This window comes from Novosphingobium aureum (assembly GCF_015865035.1).
Lineage (GTDB): Bacteria > Pseudomonadota > Alphaproteobacteria > Sphingomonadales > Sphingomonadaceae > Novosphingobium > Novosphingobium aureum.
In genome coordinates this window covers 772,423-789,810 of record NZ_JADZGI010000001.1, presented here as the reverse complement: position 1 = coordinate 789,810, position 17,388 = coordinate 772,423, and the positions used below count along the sequence as shown (strand labels likewise).

The 17,388-nt window shown below is 65.5% G+C and carries 11 protein-coding genes; 2 read left to right on the top strand and 9 right to left on the bottom strand.

The window, feature by feature from the left end:
• Nucleotides 1-150: 150 nt before the first annotated feature.
• Complete coding sequence (locus tag I5E68_RS03735) at nt 151-2,943, bottom strand: DUF5695 domain-containing protein (protein ID WP_197160892.1); 2,793 nt, start codon at nt 2,941-2,943, stop codon at nt 151-153.
• 52 nt (nt 2,944-2,995) lie between these two features.
• Nucleotides 2,996-4,216, bottom strand: coding sequence for an NAD(P)/FAD-dependent oxidoreductase (locus I5E68_RS03730; RefSeq protein ID WP_197160890.1), 1,221 nt, complete (start codon nt 4,214-4,216; stop codon nt 2,996-2,998).
• A 218-nt stretch (nt 4,217-4,434) separates the two neighbouring features.
• On the opposite strand from I5E68_RS03730, the gene I5E68_RS03725 reads away from it, so the two are divergent.
• Nucleotides 4,435-5,091 (top strand): GntR family transcriptional regulator, encoded by a 657-nt coding sequence (locus I5E68_RS03725; RefSeq protein ID WP_197160888.1) that lies wholly within the window; start codon nt 4,435-4,437, stop codon nt 5,089-5,091.
• Between the two features lie 315 nt (nt 5,092-5,406).
• Nucleotides 5,407-6,924, top strand: a complete 1,518-nt coding sequence (locus tag I5E68_RS03720; protein ID WP_228726807.1) for a glycoside hydrolase family 27 protein — start codon at nt 5,407-5,409, stop codon at nt 6,922-6,924.
• 209 nt (nt 6,925-7,133) lie between these two features.
• Here I5E68_RS03720 and I5E68_RS03715 read toward each other — a convergent pair whose 3' ends face one another.
• From I5E68_RS03715 to I5E68_RS03685, 7 genes are all read right to left on the bottom strand, one after another.
• Nucleotides 7,134-9,431 carry a DPP IV N-terminal domain-containing protein gene (locus tag I5E68_RS03715; protein ID WP_197160887.1) on the bottom strand — a complete coding sequence of 766 codons (2,298 nt, stop codon included), beginning with the start codon at nt 9,429-9,431 and terminating at the stop codon, nt 7,134-7,136.
• Nucleotides 9,432-9,546: 115 nt separating this feature from the next.
• On the bottom strand, nt 9,547-10,545 hold the full coding sequence (locus I5E68_RS03710; RefSeq protein WP_197160885.1) for a 4-hydroxyproline epimerase: 999 nt from the start codon (nt 10,543-10,545) through the stop codon (nt 9,547-9,549).
• Nucleotides 10,546-10,558: 13 nt separating this feature from the next.
• On the bottom strand, nt 10,559-11,473 hold the full coding sequence (locus I5E68_RS03705; RefSeq protein ID WP_197160884.1) for a dihydrodipicolinate synthase family protein: 915 nt from the start codon (nt 11,471-11,473) through the stop codon (nt 10,559-10,561).
• A 158-nt stretch (nt 11,474-11,631) separates the two neighbouring features.
• A complete protein-coding gene (locus tag I5E68_RS03700) occupies nt 11,632-12,174 on the bottom strand; it encodes a hypothetical protein (RefSeq protein ID WP_197160883.1) in 543 nt (180 codons plus the stop codon).
• Nucleotides 12,171-12,749, bottom strand: a complete 579-nt coding sequence (locus tag I5E68_RS03695; protein WP_197160882.1) for a hypothetical protein — start codon at nt 12,747-12,749, stop codon at nt 12,171-12,173. The genes I5E68_RS03700 and I5E68_RS03695 overlap by 4 nt, the downstream gene beginning before the upstream one ends.
• Before the next feature lie 103 nt (nt 12,750-12,852).
• Complete coding sequence (locus I5E68_RS03690; protein WP_197160881.1) at nt 12,853-15,567, bottom strand: TonB-dependent receptor; 2,715 nt, start codon at nt 15,565-15,567, stop codon at nt 12,853-12,855.
• A gap of 222 nt (nt 15,568-15,789) precedes the next feature.
• A complete protein-coding gene (locus tag I5E68_RS03685; RefSeq protein WP_228726806.1) occupies nt 15,790-17,385 on the bottom strand; it encodes a family 43 glycosylhydrolase in 1,596 nt (531 codons plus the stop codon).
• Between the last annotated feature and the right edge of the window lie 3 nt (nt 17,386-17,388).

The window sequence follows — 17,388 nt, the reverse complement described above, 5'->3', positions numbered from 1 at the left end:
CGACATGATGCAACTTCCTCTCCCCCCCCAAAAAAATCAGCCCTCTCCACCCTGCTCAGCATGAGCGGAGTGGGGACGATATGCGCTTCCCCCCCATGTCAGCCTGCCCAGTCAGTGCCGGAAGTCTCCACCTGCCTCGGCGCGAGGATGTCACGCAAAGCTCAGCGTGAGCCGGGTTTGCGTCGTGTCGCCGGCGAGCGGGACGATCCAGCCGCGCGCGTTCTCCACCAGCGGTGCGCCAGCAGCGAGCGAGACAGAGGCCCTGCCCTTGCCGCGTGGCCTCGCCTGCAGCACGATCTCGCGCGCCGGTCCTGCGCCATGTTCGAGCGTGAGGCTGCAGGTCGCGGCCTCGACATCGACCATGATCGGCTCGCGGCCCGACAGCCGTGCCCCGCTTCCCACCTGGACGTCGAAGCCGAGCGCATCGAGGCGGACGTGGAAGCGGCGCCGCACGCCATCGCGCGGCACGATTGCCAGTGTTGCGGGCGCACGCGTCTCCAGCGTTCCCCCGAGCGCCACCCGGCCGAACAGCGGATCGTCGACCAGCGTCGTCGCGGCGGCGCGAAGGCCGCCGCAAAAGCCAAGGTCGATCTCGCACGAGTAGTACCACGAGCCGTGACGGTGCGGCTGGTCGAGCCAGGTCATACCCAGCGCTGCAGGCTCGAAACCGCCGCCTGCGCCACCATCGTTGGCCTTGCCGCCGAACCAGTAGCCATAGTCGCTCTCGGGCGTGCCGGTATTCATCAGCGCCCAGCTGCTCAGCGCCGATGCATGGCCCAGACGCAGAAGGCCATGTGCCTCTTCGGCATCGTTGAGCGCGTAGTCGAGCACACCCCAGCCGCCCATCTGCGACATATATGTGAGCACGTAGGCATCGCCGCCCTGTCCGCGATAGTCGCTGCCGAGGTAATAGTAGCTCGGCTCGAGCCAGCCCCGGCAGAACAGGTTCGCCTGCATCTGCCGCTCGCGGAAGGCCCGCGCACGCGGGCCGGGGAACTGGCCCGGCCGGTCGATGGCGTAGCGCGCCATGGCCTGCGTCGATTCGAAGCCGGTGGAATCGAAAGCATATTCCGAGACGAACAGGTCCTCGACCTCCTCGACGAAATGATGGACCTTCTTTTCCCAGAAGCTGCGGATCTCTCGCGCCTCGTCGGCCAGCCCCTCCGCGTCCAGCGCCTCGATCAGGTCGGTGAGGACGATCTCGTTGTAATAGCCGATGTTCCAGGCATCCCAGCCGACGAGTTCGTCGGGCACGGTGAACATCGCGCGCGCCGTGCCGAAAGCGCGCTGGAGATAGTCGAGCGGGGCCATGTGCGTCGCGATGCCGGGGTGATGACGCGCGGCGCGGTACATACCAAAGTACATCGCGACAATGTGCGGGTAGTCATAAGGGCGCCACAGGTGCTTGCGCCCCTTGTCGCCGGGATCGTCGCTCTCGCGGTTCCGCTTCCAGTCGAGGATACCGTAGATGCCGTAGGGATAGGGCTCCTCGGTCGTCTGCTGGAGACCGCCCCAGACGAAATGCTCGATGTAGCGATCGAGCGCATCGACTTCGGCCTGCACCGGATATTCGGCAAGCTTGAGGCCGAGAAACGCGGGCTTGGACAGGCCGGGATCGTCGCAGGTCACCTCGTAGATGCGCCAGCCCCCGATGCGGTCGTAGTTGTCGGGGCCGAGCAGGACTTCGCTGTCCATCGCCCATTCGCCGAGCAATCCGTTATACCACTTGGCCGGGTCATTGTGCTGGTGCGCCGCGATGAAGGCGCCGCGCTTGGCGATCAGCGTCTCGACCGGCTCTGTCGCGAAGAACTCGAGCGTGGTGCGGCTGCCGTCGGTCTGGACGAGCGTGAGCTGGTTTTCGCCAAGGCGCGAGAAGGCGACGCGGTAGAGCTGGCGTCCGGCGCGCATGCCCGCCGCCTCGATGCGGGTCTCGCCGGGATGTTCCGCCTCGAGCCGCGCGACCGGGATGCGCGAGCCCAGCGAAAGCGTGACCTCGAGGTCGCTCGGCACGGTCATGCCGGGTATCACCTCGACGTCGACGAGACCGTGATCGGCGATCGCGCGGCGCATGTCGTCATAGCCCTCGACCAGTTCGAAGTGCACGCCCTGACGCAGCGTCTCGCCCGCAGGCACGCTGCGGATCGAGGCGGGCAGTCGCCAGCGCGAGCCTGCCTTGCGTACTTCCTCGACCGCGCAGGCGGCGTTGAAGTAGACACAGAAGGGCGTGCCCTTGCCCCTGGGCGTATCCCAGTACTCGAGCGCAGTGCCTGACTGGGGGAACATCGCCAGCCACGGCGTCGCGACGTCCTTGCGCTGCCAGAAGATGTGCGAGCCATGTCCCGAGACGAAGCTGTGCTTGAGCAGGCCCGCCGGGTCCTTGCCCCCGCTCGCCTGCAGCTCGTTGACCGGCAGCGGCACCGCAAGGTCGCCGAACTCGATCGCGACACCGCGCGCGTTCTCGATGTCGACGTCGAAGCGCAGCCCCTCGCCCGAAAGCACGAAGCGCACGATCAGCGCCAGCCCGCGCGCGAGCGTGTAGCGGGTCTCGCTGCCGGTGCGGATGGCCGCGCTGCGCGCAGGCGTCATCGTCGCGGTATCGAAGGCGCGCCAGCTGCCATCGCCACCGGCTGCGCGCCACTTGCCGCGTACCTGCCCGAGATACCCGCCCTGCAGGATGAAGTCGCCCAGCGCCTCGTGCCCGCTCGCATGAAGGCTGGTGACCATGCCCTTGTCGAACCCGGCGGCGAACAGCGTCCCCTCGCCGCCGATCCGGCGCGAGACCAAGCGTTCGGGCAGGACGGTCTCGGCCTGCGCTCGGCGCGCGAGCGCAGGCAGCAGCAGACTTGCCGCTCCTGCCTTGAGGACAGCGCGGCGCGGCAGGCGGCGGATGGTCTGGACGTGGCGAAGGGCACCGGCCAGTTGCCGGGAGAACTGCTTGGTCATGTCATGGACCTCGTAAGAGCTTGCGCGCAGCGGTCTCGCGCGAGGAGCGGGATCAGGCGAAGCGGTCGATGTCGAAGGCCTCGACCGGGACGGGCGGCGTGGCACCGTCGACAAGCGCGGTGACGATGCGCGCCGTGATCGGCGCGAGCGTGAGCCCGAGATGCTGGTGACCGCAGGCGTAGAAGAGGTTCCCAATACGCGAGGAACGCCCGATTGCGGGCAGATAGTCGGGCAGCGTCGGGCGTGCGCCCATCCAGCGCCGGAACGGCCCGGTGATCGGCAGGCCAAGCTCTGCAATATGGCGCTCCAGCCGCTCCCACTTGCGCGGATCGGCGGGCGCATCGGGGCTGGCGAACTCGACGAAGCTCGCCGCCTGCACGCACTCGCGGTAGCGCGTGACGATCATCGCACGCTCCTCGAAAGCGATGGGCGGCAGGTCCTCGGGCCAGTATGCCGCGTCGGCGCGCACATGGTAGCCGCGCTCGGCGATCATCGGCAGCTTGTGACCGATCCCTTCCAGCAGTACGCGCGAATGCACGCCCGCACAGACGAGCACCTGATCCGTGGGGTGACCGATCACCTGCACCCTGTCCGCCTGCCGCTCGATCGCGGCCTTTCCGCGGCGCAGGACGCCACCCTTGGCGAGAAAGGCCTCGACGAGGCTGCGGCGCAGGCTGTCGAGATCGGCGACCTGCGCGGTGCCCGAAAAGCGCAAGGCTCCAGCCAATGGCTTTTTGCCCAGTGCGCCGAGACGCAGGAGTTCTTCTGCGCTTGCGGGGCGCGGGCTCGCCGTTCCGGTATCCGCCGCCTGCCAGGCCGCTGTGCCCTTGCGTGCAGCCACGGCATCGTACCAGGCAACGTAATGCCCCTCGTCGCGCAGCAGCGCCGGCGCACCTATCCGGTCAACCAGCGCGCGCCAGGCGGGGACCGCTTCGGCGAGCAGCGAGCGCATAGCATCGCGCCCGCGTGCGAAACGCGAAGGAGTGCTGGCCAGCAGCAACCGCGTCGAGAACGGCAACCAGCGCGCAATCTGCGCCGGGGGCAGCGCCAGCGCTCCGCCGGTGCAGAACAGGCGCGAGGGCACCGAACGCACGGTATCGAACGATGCCAGCGGAGCGACCTGTTCTGCCGCAATGTGCCCGGCGTTGCCCCATGATGGCGCCTGGGCGCCCTCGTCGTCGTCGAACAGCGTGACCATGTGTCCGGCATCGAGCAACGCCAGCGCGCTCGACAGTCCGACGACACCTGCCCCGACCACCCCCACGTGGCTCATAAAAACTCCATTGACCGTTCCCGTATTTCGTATACGTTATATCTAAGTTGATCAGGCGGCAAGGCGCAATCGGGCATGTTCTCACCTTCGGCATTCGGACAGCGGCGAGCGTACGAAAATGCGCCGAGCTGCGATTGTGCGGTTGCGAAGCGGCGTCTATATTATACGGTCGAAACGAGACAGCGCTTCGCGTGCGCTCGTCATCTGGAGATTAGGCCGTGACCATCGTCGTTAGAACTCTTTCCGAACGCATCTTCGAAGTCATCCGCGAGCGGATCATCGAAGGCAAGCTTTCGGTCATGGAGCCGGTCCGCCAGGATGCCCTCGCCAAGGAACTGGGCGTGAGCAAGATCCCGCTGCGCGAGGCGCTCGCCCGGCTGGAACATGAAGGCCTGCTCACCAGCCAGCCCAATCGCGGCTGGTTCGTGCAGCCGATGACGACCGATCAGGCCGAGGAAATTTACGAATTGCGCCTCTCGTTCGAACCGGCCGCCGCCGCGATGGGCGCGCGCATGGCGAGCGCAGAGGACCAGCAGGCTGCCATCACCGCCTTCGAGCAGCTCGATGCCGCCGCAGAGAACGACCTTAGTCAGGTCGGCGTGCTCAACCGCGAATTCCACGTCCGGCTTGTCCGCCCCGCCAACCGCCTGCTCACCACCCAGCTGGTAGAGCGCCTCGAGGTGCTCGCCGAACGTTACGTGATCAAGCATCTCGAACCAGCGGGGCGCGGCAACCGCGCGCATACCGAGCACAAGGACCTGCTCGACGCATGGCTCGCCCGCGACGAGGACGCGGTGCGCAAGCACCTCACCCAGCACATCGCCAACACGCTCGAAGACCTTCGCGCGCATTTTGCCGTCAGCCAGGCAAGCTGACCCCAACCGCACAGGATATGCATGCCCGGACCGAGACAAGAACTCTCCTCTCTCGCTCGCAACGCGACCGGGCATGACCGAACAAGCGCCATCCGTCGGCCAGAGCCGAACGGAGCGAGCCGGCGCGCATCGCGTAGCGCGCGCCCTCGCACCATAGCGGGACGCCCGCGCTACTCCGGCGCGCGCGCTGTCGCCCGCCCTTCAATCATCGCGAGAGCCTGATCGGATCACAGGGCGCGCCCCCGAAGCGCCCTGTGCACGCTCGTGCCTCGCTTCTCCTCCATTCACCTTCCACCCTTGTTCCGGAGACATATCTTGTCGCGCATCCTCGTGACCGCAGCCGCTCTTGCCGGCTCGGCCCTGTCCCTTGCCGCCACCCCGTCGCTGGCGAAGACGCCCTTCGACGGTACCTGGCTCTTCGATGAAGCCCCGGACCGTCCGGGCGTGACGATGATGCAGGTGCGCTCGCAAGGCGAAGCGATCGAGGGCGAGGTCACGACCTTGTGGTACGGCCCGGTCGAGATGCGCAATGCCCGGCTCGAGAACGGCACGCTCACCTTCGAGGCCAACAACATCAACGACTGGGACAATCCCACCCAGACCTGGCACGTGGCGATGCAGGACGGCAAGGTGCGCCTTACCGGCAAGATCTGGTTCAGCGACATCGACGAGACGGGTCACAAGGGGACCAAGGCCGACGCCAGGGCGCGCGCCTTCCAGTTCACGCAGCTGCCCGCGATGGGTGCGCCGATCCCGGGCAAGCTCGCCCCCACCCCGCCGATGGGCTGGTCGAGCTGGAACAAGTTCGACGAGCACATCGACGATGCGACCGTGCGCGCGATGGCCGACGCGATGGTCGCCACGGGCCTGCGCGATGCAGGCTACACTTACGTCAACATCGACGATGGCTGGCAGGGCAAGCGCGATGCAAACGGCGTCCTCCAGCCCAATGCCAAGTTCCCCGACATGAAGGCGCTGACCGACTACGTCCACTCGAAGGGCCTGAAGATCGGCATCTACTCCTCGCAGGGCCCGCGCACCTGTGCCGGCTACGAAGGCAGCTACGGCCACGTGCAGCAGGACGCGCAGACCTTCGCCGACTGGGGCTTCGACTACCTCAAGTACGACCTGTGCTCGGGCGAATGGTTCTACAACGACCGCGATACCGTGGTGCGCAGCTACTACGAGATGGGCAAGGCGCTGCGCGACACGGGCCGCGACATCCTGTTCTCGCTGTGCGAATACGGCCGCTTCGACGTGGGCGAATGGGGCCGCGACGTAGGCGGTGAACTGTGGCGCACCACCGGCGACATCACCGACGACTTCGAGACCATGGCCAAGATCGGTTTCGATCACAACGGCAAGCCCTCCCATGCCGGCCCCAACGGCTGGAACGACCCGGACATGCTCGAGATCGGCAACGGCGGGATGAGCGCCGAGGAATACCGCACCCACATGACCTTGTGGGCGATGTCGGCGGCCCCGCTGATGATGGGCCACGACCTGCGCGAGACGAGCCCCGAAATGCTCGCCATCCTCACCAATCCGCGCGTCATCGCCATCGACCAGGATGCGCGCGGCGTGCAGGGCAAGGCCGTGCGCAAGCAGGGTACCAGCGAGGTCTGGACAAAGCCGCTCGCCGACGGCGGCGTTGCGCTCGCCCTGTTCAACCGCTCGGATGCGCCGGTCACGATGCCGGTCAGCCTCGAGGGCACCGGCCTCGCCAAGGTCGGCAAGGTCGAGAACCTGTGGAGCGGCGAGACCAGCACCAGCCTGCCCGCCTCGGTCGAGGTGCCTGCGCACGGCACCGTCGCCTTCAGGGTGAGCCGCTGAGAAATCGTAAATTCGCAAGGAGGAACCGCGCGGTAGCCCGAAACGGACACCGCACGCTTCCCTTGTTCCGGGGCTAGTGGGAAACCTCCCACCCTGTGCACCCTGCCCCGGAACAACGAAGCCCGCCGGCCACCTGGGGTGACCGGCGGGCTTTTACGTTCTCGGCCAGCTAGCGGGCACGAGAACCTCGCGCCTGCCGCGACAAGCGATCACTCGCCCTGTTCGAGCGCCTCGGTGAAGAAGCGGAACATCCGGCGATTGACGTAGTCGATCGGTCCGCTCGAACGGCCCACGGAATGCTCCTCGCCGGGCACGACCAGCATGTCGAAATCCTTGCCCGCCTTCACCAGCGCATCGACGACCTGCATCGAGGATGCGGGATCGACGTTGCTGTCCTGCTCGCCCCACAGAAGAAACAGCTTGCCGGTGAGCTTGTCGGCATGTTCGACGCCCGAGGCGGCCGTGTAGGAGGCATCGACCGGCCAGCCGAGCCACTGCTCATTCCAGCTGATCTTGTCCATGCGGTTGTCGAAGCAGCCCGCCATGGCGAAGCCTGCCTTGTAGAAGTCGCCGTGGAAGAGAAGCGCGTTGAGCGTGCTCTGCCCGCCCGCCGAGGCGCCGTATATGCCGACGCGCGAGATGTCGTAGGAAGGATTCTTCGCCGCCAGCGCGCGATGCCATGCGATGCGGTCGGGGAAGCCGGAATCGGCAAGATCCTTCCATGCGACGTCGTGGAACGCCTTGGAGCGGTTGGCGGTCCCCATCCCGTCGATCTGGACGACGATGAAGCCGAGGTCTGCGAGCATCTGCATGCCCATCACCTTGTCGCCGCCCGAATGGTAGCCGAAGGGCCAGAAGGTCTTGGGCACGAAGCTGTCGTGAGGGCCGGCGTAGATGTTCTCGATCACAGGGTACGTCCTGGAGGGATCGTAGTTCGTCGGGCGAACGACGAGGCCCCAGATGTCGGTCTTGCCATCGCGCCCCTTGGCGACGAAGGGCTCGGGCGCCTTGAAGCCGGCGGCGACGAGGCGGGTGATGTCGCCCTTGCTGATCGTCGCCACGGCCGAACCGTCCGAAGCGCGGCGAAGCACGCTCACCGTAGGCAGGTCGACGCGCGAATAGGTATCCACGAAATACTGCATGTCGGGCGAAAAGCGCGCGGTGTGGTTGGCCTTCTCCGGCGTCAGCGCAACGAGGTTCTTTCCATCGAAGTCGATGCGGTAATAGTGAATGAAGTAAGGGTCCTCACCCGGGTTCATCCCGCTCGCCGCGAACCAGATCTGACGGGCCTCGTCGTCGACACGCACGACCTCGCGCACGACCCAGTCGCCCTTCGTGATCTGGTTCAGGACCTTCCCGGTCCTGCCGTCGAAGCGGTAGAGGTGGTTCCACCCGTCACGCTCCGATGCCCAGATGATCTCCTTGCCCAGCCCGTCGACGTCATGGACGAAGCGGCGGTCGGCGTAGACGAAGGTCTTCGCGTTCTCGGTCACAGCGGCATGGGCCGCGCCGGTCTGCGCATCGACCGCGATCACGCGTGCCTGCTGGAAGCCACGGCGCACGTAGTCGAACTCGGCGCTGGCACCATCGGCGCGCCAGCGCGGCGTCGACAGCTCGTAGGGGTTGGGAAACAGCGTGTTGTCGATCACCGTCTGCTTGCCGCTGGCAACGTCGAAGAGGACGGGCTGTTCCTGGTCGATCGCATCGCCGGGCTTGGGATAGAGCTGGCTGCGCAGCTGCGGCTGGAGGCTGTCTTCGGGCGCTGCCGCGACGCGCAGCACGTGGCGCGCATAGCCCGGGTTCACGCGGTAGATCATCAGGTGACCGCTGTCGGGCGACCAGGCGATTGTCTCGGGATCGTAGAAGTTGCCCGGCGTGCCGTCGACGCTGCGCACCTGCACGACCTTGCCTCCCGCGCTGCGCACGACGAGGTTGTCGTCCTCGACCTGCGCGCTCCACTTGCCGTCGGGCGAGACGCGCGGGTGATTGTCGGCAGGCACGGTCAGATCGCGCACGACACCGAAGCCACGCGGGCGACCGGGAAACGCGAGCTTGCGGCAGGTGTAGTCGGCCAGCGAGCACTCCCAGGGCTCGTAGTCGAGCCCGAAGCGGATCGCACTGCGCTCGGCATCGGCGTAAGTGAATTCGGTGAAGGGAAGCCGCAGTGGCTCGATGGGCTTGCCCAGCGCCTTGCCCAGTGCCTCGGCGAGCCGCGCATGGTCGAAGGGCGCGGACCGGCCCAGTCCATCGAGGCTGACAAGTTCGAAGGCGAACCCGCCCTCGACGGTCCTGCGATAGGCGAAGGCCTTGCCGTCCGGCGTCCAGTTGGCCGGCCAGGCCACGTCGCGCGTCAGGTATTGCCAGCTCTCGCGCAAGTGCACCGAACGCTCTAGCTGCGCCGCACTCGCCTGCCCGTGGGCATTGGCTGCGGCAAGCGGCAGGGCGAGCGCCGTCGAAAGCGCGAGTGCCAGTCCGAGGAACGGGCGGCGGAATTGCCAGTCGGGCATGGGCTGAAACCTGTTTTGCTTGGAATTGGCCCGGCGACGCTCTGCCGGGATAAAGTCACGAGGTATCTGGAAAGAAGTCGGGCGCGAAGGTTGCCCCTCGCGCCCGCCTGTCCGGTCAGGTGACCTGGAAGCCTTCCCAGAAGGTATCTTCCCGGTCGATCCAGATGGTGTTGAACCCGGTCGTGATCGCCGACCCTTCGATCGAGGGAATGATCGCGGGGGTATCGCCCAGCATGACCTCTTCCTCGACGCGGCCGATGAACTGGCTGCCGATGTAGCTCTCGTGGACGAAACTGTCCCCGACCTTGAGCTTGCCCTGCGCGGCGAGGTGGGCCAGCCGCGAGGAGGTGCCCGTGCCGCAAGGACTGCGGTCGATGGCCTTGTCGCCATAGAAGACCGCGTTGCGCCCGTCTGCCCCTTCGCCGCGCGGCACGTCGGTCCACAGCACGTGGCTGATACCGCGGATCGTGGGGTCGAGCGGATGGACCGGCTCGAACTTGGCACGCACCGCTTCGCGGATCAGCGGCGAGTACGTGAGAATCTCGCCTGCGGTCAGGTCCTCGAGCCCGGTATAGCGGCCCTGCGGCTCGACGATGGTATAGTAGTTGCCACCGTAGGAGACATCGACCGTAAGTGGTCCGAGACCCTCGATCTCGATCTCGATGCCCTTCGCGGCAACGTAGGCAGGCACATTGGTGATGCGCACCGAAGTGACCTTAGCGCCCTTTACCGTATAGGCGATCTCGATCAGTCCGGCGGGCACTTCGACCCGCAGCTTGCCGGGAATGGCCGGCTGGATCAGGCCGTGCTCGAGCCCGAAGGTGATCATGCCGATCGTGCCGTGTCCGCACATCGGCAGACAGCCCGAAGTCTCGATGAACAGGATGCCGATGTCGTTGGCGGGATCGCACGGCGGGTAGAGGAACCCGCCCGACATCATGTCGTGACCGCGCGGCTCGAAGCACAGCCCGGTGCGGATCCAGTCGAAACGCTGCAGGAAGTCCTGCCGCCGCTCGGACATCGTCGCGCCCTTAAGCAGCGGAGCCCCGCCCGCTACGAGGCGGACGGGGTTCCCTGCTGTGTGGCCATCGATGCAGAAGAAAGTGTGACGCATCGCGGCTCCGTTATCAGGCCAGCGCCGGTTCGGCGAGCGCCGGACGGGTCTCTGCGGCCTTTTCCACCATGGCGATGATCTCGGCGCGGCGCGCTCCGATCAGCGGCTGGCGCGGCGGCAGCACGCGCTCCGAGCCACGGCCCATGACCTGCTCGGCGAGCTTGATCGACTGGACGAGGTCGTGCTCGGCATCGAGGTGCAGCAGCGGCATGAACCAGCGGTAGATCTCGAGCGCCTTGGCATGGTCGCCGCGCTCGAAGGCCTTGACCAGCTCGACCGATTCCTTCGGGAATGCGTTGGTCAGGCCCGAGACCCAGCCCTGCGCGCCGAGGTAGAGACCCTCGAGCGCAACGTCATCGAGACCCGCGAAGAGCGTGAAGCGATCGCCGAAGGCGTTCTTGACGTCGGTGAAGCGGCGGCTGTCGGGAGCCGATTCCTTGACCGCGACGATGTTCTCGACGTCGACCAGCTCGGCCAGAACCTCGGTGGTGATCGAGGTACGGTAGGCGGGCGGGTTGTTGTAGAGCATGATCGGCAGGCCGGTCGCGTTGGCGACGCCCTTGAAGTGCGCGACCAGCTCGTGCGACTGGGGCACGTAGACCATCGGCGGCAGCAGCATGAGGCCATCGGCACCGATCTTCTCGGCGGTCTGGGCCCAGCGCACGGCGCGGCGCGTGTCGTATTCGGAAACACCGGTCACGACCGGGACGCGACCTGCCACGGCTTCCACGATGCCGCTGAGCACGTCGACCTTCTCGTCGTATTCGAGCGAGTTGTTCTCGCCCACGGTGCCCAGGGCGATCACGCCGGTAACACCATCGCGAATGAGATCATCGACGACACGCTGCGTATCGGCGATGTCGATCGACATGTCCTCGCGCACCTGGGTGGTGACTGCCGGGAACACGCCCTTCCAACCAATTGACATGAAAAACTCTTCCTAGGGGTTAGCTGATGGAGATATCGTATACGATATTATTTTTGGTCTAGCAATAGGGCTTTTTGCAGCGCGGCAAAGAATCTGCAGACGGCAAGACAGTGGCGCACCTGCACCCTGCCCGCCGCCCGACATCGCCCGCCTGCGCATCATTCGTCGGGGACCTCGACGACGACCGTCATCGCGCCGGAATTGTCCTCGAAGGTGATGTCGTTGAAGCCGAGATTCAACGCGATCGCATCGTCGGGGACGCCAACGCGCACGCCGCTGCCGACAGGAAACGGCCTGCCCACAAGGCGCCCCTCGCCATCGGTGAAGACCGCCATGAGCGCATGGCGATAGACCGGGTAGAGCACCTTCGGCGTATAGAGGCTGGGGTAGACCCGCTTCTTCTTCATGCGCAGGTCATCGGCGACATCGCCCGCGACACCCTCGGGTCCGACCTGCTGACCATCGACAGTGGTGACACCGTCTGCCAGCGGAAAGATCGCGACATTGGCGCCGGCCATGTCCTCGAAACCGGGTACGACGACCGGGGCGGCGCCATCGCCCTTGCCGAACTTCATCTCCTTGTTTGCGTCGACGTCCCAGGGCTGGGCCCGAGCGTCGACGCTGACGGCGACTTCGCGCGCCGCGAGCGCGGCGGGGGTGCAGGCAGCCAAGGCAGCGATCAGTGCAACGGCGATCTTCATTGTGCCTCTCCCTGTTCGACGACCACACTCGCCTCGGGAAGTTGGACCTCCACGAGGAGTTCCCCCTCATTCTCGGCGAAAACGTCGTCGTTGATACCGAAGGCGATGGCCTGTGCACCTTCGGGCACTTCACGCTCGCTGGCCGAACCGACCAGAAACGGCGCGCCGATAACCTTGCCGTCGGCACTCACGAAGGCACCGATGAGCGCGTTGAGGTGCGCGGGGTAGTCGCTGCGGTCGAGATAATAGGCTGGAAACAGCCGTCCCGAGCCCCCCGGGCGCTTTTCGGTGACGTAGTCGATCTGTCCGTCAGGGCCGAAACGCTGGCCGCCCGGCAGCGTGGTCGTCTCGCCGCTGGCGCGCAGCGAAATCGTGCTCCCCGCCATGAGATCGGCTCCGTACAGCATGACTGGTCGTTTGCCATCGTGGATACCGAAATCCATGTCCCGGTTGACCCCCGGGTGCCAGGGCATCGTGCTGCCCGCGACGTGCAAGGTGACGTCCTTGGCGTGGGCGGATGACGTGGCAAGACAGCCGGTCCCGGCCAGCGCCATGGCAAGAATGGTTGAACGCATTCGATCCTCCCGATGATTGAATGTGCCGAACGCAAAAGCGGAGCCGCACCGGTGAGGGTACGACTCCGCCTTTCACGCAGATTTCACGAGCGTGCGATCCGGATCAGAAGCGGAAGCGCACGCTGCCCTGAACGGTGCGGGCCAGAGTGCGGACACCCAGCGGCAGCAGTTCCTGATTGCCGTGATAGCGATAGACGTCGTTACCCAGCAGGTTCGAACCCTCGAGAGAAAGGGTCATGAACTTGACCGGGGTGTAGTTGATCGCCGCATCGAGACGCTCGGTCGCTGCCTGATAGGGCGAGTATTCCGGATTCACGTTCCAGATGCCCATGCGGTACGAAGAGCGATAGTTGTAGGCGACACGGGCGCTGAACTGCGGCGTGTCGTAGAACAGCGCGGCGTTGGCGGTCCACTTCGAGGTGTTCGGCGAGTCGAACGCACCCGGGAAGTCCTCGGGGTAGGGATACTCGATCCGTGCCTCGAAGATGTGGCTGGCGTTGAAGCTGACACCGAAGTTCCTGAGCAGCCCCGGCGCGAAGTCGAAGAAGGTCTGGAAGGTACCTTCCACGCCGATGAACGTGCCATCGCCCGCGTTGCGCTGCATCTCGACATAGCCGAAGCTGGCATCGTAGTCGGCGAGATCGATACCGTAATTGAGCATCTCCGTCGCGTCGGCTTCATTGCGATCGTAGTACAGGAAGTTGGTGGCCTTCTTGTAGTACCCGGCCAGCGAGATCTGGCCGCCGCGACCGAAGTAGTATTCCGCGCTGGCATCGAACGAATGCTCGCGCTGCTGCTTCAGGCTCGGGTTACCGGCGAAGACGATCGGCGGCGTAGCGCGAGTCTCGGCGAAGTAGAACGGGCGCGAATCGTAGAAGCTGGGACGGAACACGTTGGTGCTGTACGACAGGCGCAGCTGCATCTTGGGATCGAAGTGGATGATCGCAGTCGCGGTCGGCAGGATCGCGGCGTAGTTGCCCTTGCCCGGCGAGACCTGCACGATGTCCCGCCACTCGGTATCCTCGTTACCCGGACGGTAGTTGTAGCTCGTCGAGGTACCCCAGGTATTGGTGAAGCGCGCACCGGCAAGACCGTCGATGGGAATGCCACCCAGTTCGAAGGCATAGTTGATCTGCGCGTAGGCCGCGAAGTTCATTTCCTTCGATTCGAACGTCTGACCCTGGTCGCTGGGCGGGTAGAGGCTCGAAAAGCGCTCTGCGTTGCCCGGGTCGTACTGCTGGATGTACTCGCGGATGTCGGCGACATTGGCGAGGTTGATCGCACCCGGGATACGGTACCACTGCATGGTCGAGCCACCGATATCCGGCCCGATCAGCGAGGCATCGCCAAAGCCGGGGAAGGTCTCGAAGGGCGCGAAGGTACCGTCGACGCGCGGGAAGCCATCACGGTAGCCATAGTAGCGGCTGACGTCGCGCTGGTTGTAGCGTGCACCGATCTGCAAGGTGCGCAGGAAGCTCTCGTCCGAGAGGCGCAGCGTCAGGTCGGCCTGCGCTGCGAATTCCTTGTTCTTCGATCCGCCACGGTTGTCCTGGAAGCGATCGACGACATACTGCGAAACGTCCGACAGATCGACGCCGTTGAAGGCGATCGACGGCGCACCGCGACCGTAGATGTCGGAGTTGAAGTCTACGGTCGCCGAAGTGAGGTTCTCGGGACGCAGGATCGTCTCGACGAAGTAGTTGCCTTCCTTCGACCAGTTGTACTGGACCGAGCTGTGCAGCGTTGCACGGTCCGAGTGCCAGTTGGCCTCGAAGTTGGTCGTGTACAGGTCCGAGTGGAACGAGTTGTACTGCGTGTCGATGCCGGCGGGCAGGCCATTGGCATTCGTCAGCGTGGCCGAGGCGACGGTGCGACCGTCGTCCATCAGTGTCACGTCGCTGAGTTCCTGCACCTGCATGTCCTGCACGTAGAGGCGCTCGACCGAACGCTGCTCACGCGAACCGATGTACCCGCCCTCGAGCACGAAATCGAGGTTGTCGCTCGCCTTCCACTGCAGCACGGCGTTGATCGAGGGGCGCTTGGTGTTGCCGTTCTCGAGGCCGTAGTAGGCGCGGTAGGGAATGACGATGTTCGAACCGTCGGGCTGCGCGACCTCGAACGGGGACTCGCTCTCGATGTAGTTCTCGCGGTAGATCGTGCGGGTCCACGATGCGTTCACGAGGAAGCCGATCTCGCCGATGCCGGTGTCGAAGCGATTGGCGACGAGCAGACTGCCGTAAGGGCTGACCTTCTCGGAGATATCGTCGTACGAACCGCGCACGCTGCCCGCGATGGTCCAGCCCTGCTCGAGATCGAAGGGACGGCGCAGTTCCACGTTGACGGTACCGGCGATGCCGCCCTCGACCTGGTCTGCGCTGCGGGTCTTGTAGACGTCGACCTGCTTGAGCAGTTCGGCCGGGATGTCGGCGAGGTTCAGCGAACGGCCGTCACCCAGGTTGGTGTTGTTGCCGTTGATCGTGGTCTGCACTTCGGAGAGGCCACGGATCGAGACGCCCTGCCCCTGGCCGCGCGCACGGTCGATCTGCACGCCGGTCACGCGCGAGAGCGCCTCGACGACGTTGTTGTCGGGCAGCTTGCCGACGTCTTCGGCGACGATCGAATCGACGATCTGCTTCGCCTTGCGCTTGGTATCGGTCGCCTCTTCGACGGCACCGCGAACGCCCGTCACGACGATCTGCTCATCACCCTCGGGCGCTGCAGCCTCATCGCCGACGGCGGCCTGCGCTACGGTCGGCAGCGCTGCCATCGAGACCAGCGCCATCGCACTGGTGACCTTAAGAAAACCTCGGAACCTCATGTTAATTCCCCTTCACCGAATGGCTTCGATCGCCCCATTTATATCGTATACGAACTATAATATCTGGGGCCTGTCAAGGTATTTGTCATGGTTTAGAAACACGCAGGGCGCCTGCAGCCAGATCCGCAAAACCATGATTTCCTAACAAAAATGGCGCAACCGGCATGCCGATTGCGCCAATCCTGCGCCATTCACGTAAGGAACTTGTCCGGCAAATGACTTTCAGTCACAGGCCTCCGGAGCCGGTACCGCTGCGCTCCGGGGTGTCGGCAAGCGCTCTTCGTCACCCAGCGCTTCCCATTCCTGCACCGCCATGCCGGCATGCTCGTCGCCCTTGCCCGAGGCCTGCATGACCGCGCGCAGGCAGCGCGTGGTGACCGGCGCAAAGGCGACCGTCTGGAACTTGCCCGGTTCGGTCCCGTAGGGGGTGGTCGCGGAGACCGCGCGCCATGCGCGGCGCGCCTTGTCCCAGTATTCGATCTGCCAGCTCGCGGGCGGGGCCACACCGATGGAGGAACCCGCCGGCTGGTCGTTCCAGAACCAGATCCGCGATCCCGAAAGGGTGACCGGCTTGTCCCAGCGGTACTCGATCCACTGGCTCTCCGGATTTTCCGGCATCCAGCTGCCCCACATGTCGGGCGGCAGCGGGCTGGCCTTGGTCACGCCGTCGTTGAGCGCGGCAATCCAGTACTGCACCGGCACCGGGCTGTTCGACGCGGTAGCCCAGGCGCTCGCGGCGAGGTTGCGGGTGGGCTGCGGCGCCGGGCCGGGGCGCCTGGTCGTCACCACCTTGCGGATGCGCGCGGGCGTGACGCTGTCGTCCCACTCCATCTTGTCGAGCGCCACCGAGCGGCGGAAATGCCCGCCCTCCTTCGCATCGGCGGTATGGTAGGCAAGGTACCACTGCCCCTTGAAGGCGACCGCACCGGGATGCGAGGTAGTGGAGGAGACCGGATCGAGCACCACGCCGCGGTAGGTCCAGTCCCCGAAGGGCTTCGTAGCGGTCGCATAGGCGATGCACGCATGGTAGACTGCCGGTGTACATTCGGACCCGGGGCCCGCCTTGTTGGCCGCGTAGAGCATGTAATAGGTGCCCTCGCGCCTGAAGACCCAGGGCGCCTCGAAGAAGCCCTCGAGACCTTCGACGGTATGCTCGCGCCCCTTCACCGTGACCATGTCGCGTTCCAGCTCGACCGAGCGGGCCTGTCCGAAGGTCCCCCAGTACAGGTAGACCCGGCCATCCTCGTCGATCAGCACGGTGGGATCGATGTTCTGGATATTGTTGGCAACCGGCACGCGCTGCGAGACGATCGGGCCTTGCGGATGCGCGTCGCGCCAGGGCCCGGTCGGGCTGTCCGCCACCGCGACGCCGATGGCGAAGCGATCGGGTGCGTCGGAATCCTTCTCGATCACCGGCGCGTAGAAGTAGAAACGCTTGTCCGGCCCCTGCACGATCTGCCCTGCATAGGCGCGCCCCTCCTCGGCCCAGGCGAAGACGTCGTGGGGCCTGGCGACCTCGGGGTAGTGCGTCCACTTGCCCGAGGCGGGATCGCCGGTCTCGAGCAGTTGCCACTCGGGCATGATGAAGTCGTTGACATCGCGCGGGGCCATGTCGCGACCGGCGAGGATCCACAGCTTGTCGTCAGCGACGAACGGCGCCGGGTCGGTCGAGTAGTATTCGCCCTCGGCAAGGATAGGGTTGCCCGGGGCCGTCACGCTGCGCGCCTTGGCATGCGGTGCGGGCTGCCCGGCATCCTGCGCGCAGGCAGGCATCGTCAGCGCACTCGCGAGAAGCGCGCCTGCAAGATAGCGGTTCATGGT

Coding starts and splice junctions, on each gene's coding strand:
- I5E68_RS03735 (WP_197160892.1), bottom strand. CDS start 2,943: ATGACCAAGCAGTTCTCCCGGCAACTGGCCGGTGCCCTTCGCCACGTC.
- I5E68_RS03730 (WP_197160890.1), bottom strand. CDS start 4,216: ATGAGCCACGTGGGGGTGGTCGGGGCAGGTGTCGTCGGACTGTCGAGC.
- I5E68_RS03715 (WP_197160887.1), bottom strand. CDS start 9,431: ATGCCCGACTGGCAATTCCGCCGCCCGTTCCTCGGACTGGCACTCGCG.
- I5E68_RS03710 (WP_197160885.1), bottom strand. CDS start 10,545: ATGCGTCACACTTTCTTCTGCATCGATGGCCACACAGCAGGGAACCCC.
- I5E68_RS03705 (WP_197160884.1), bottom strand. CDS start 11,473: ATGTCAATTGGTTGGAAGGGCGTGTTCCCGGCAGTCACCACCCAGGTG.
- I5E68_RS03700 (WP_197160883.1), bottom strand. CDS start 12,174: ATGAAGATCGCCGTTGCACTGATCGCTGCCTTGGCTGCCTGCACCCCC.
- I5E68_RS03695 (WP_197160882.1), bottom strand. CDS start 12,749: ATGCGTTCAACCATTCTTGCCATGGCGCTGGCCGGGACCGGCTGTCTT.
- I5E68_RS03690 (WP_197160881.1), bottom strand. CDS start 15,567: ATGAGGTTCCGAGGTTTTCTTAAGGTCACCAGTGCGATGGCGCTGGTC.
- I5E68_RS03685 (WP_228726806.1), bottom strand. CDS start 17,385: ATGAACCGCTATCTTGCAGGCGCGCTTCTCGCGAGTGCGCTGACGATG.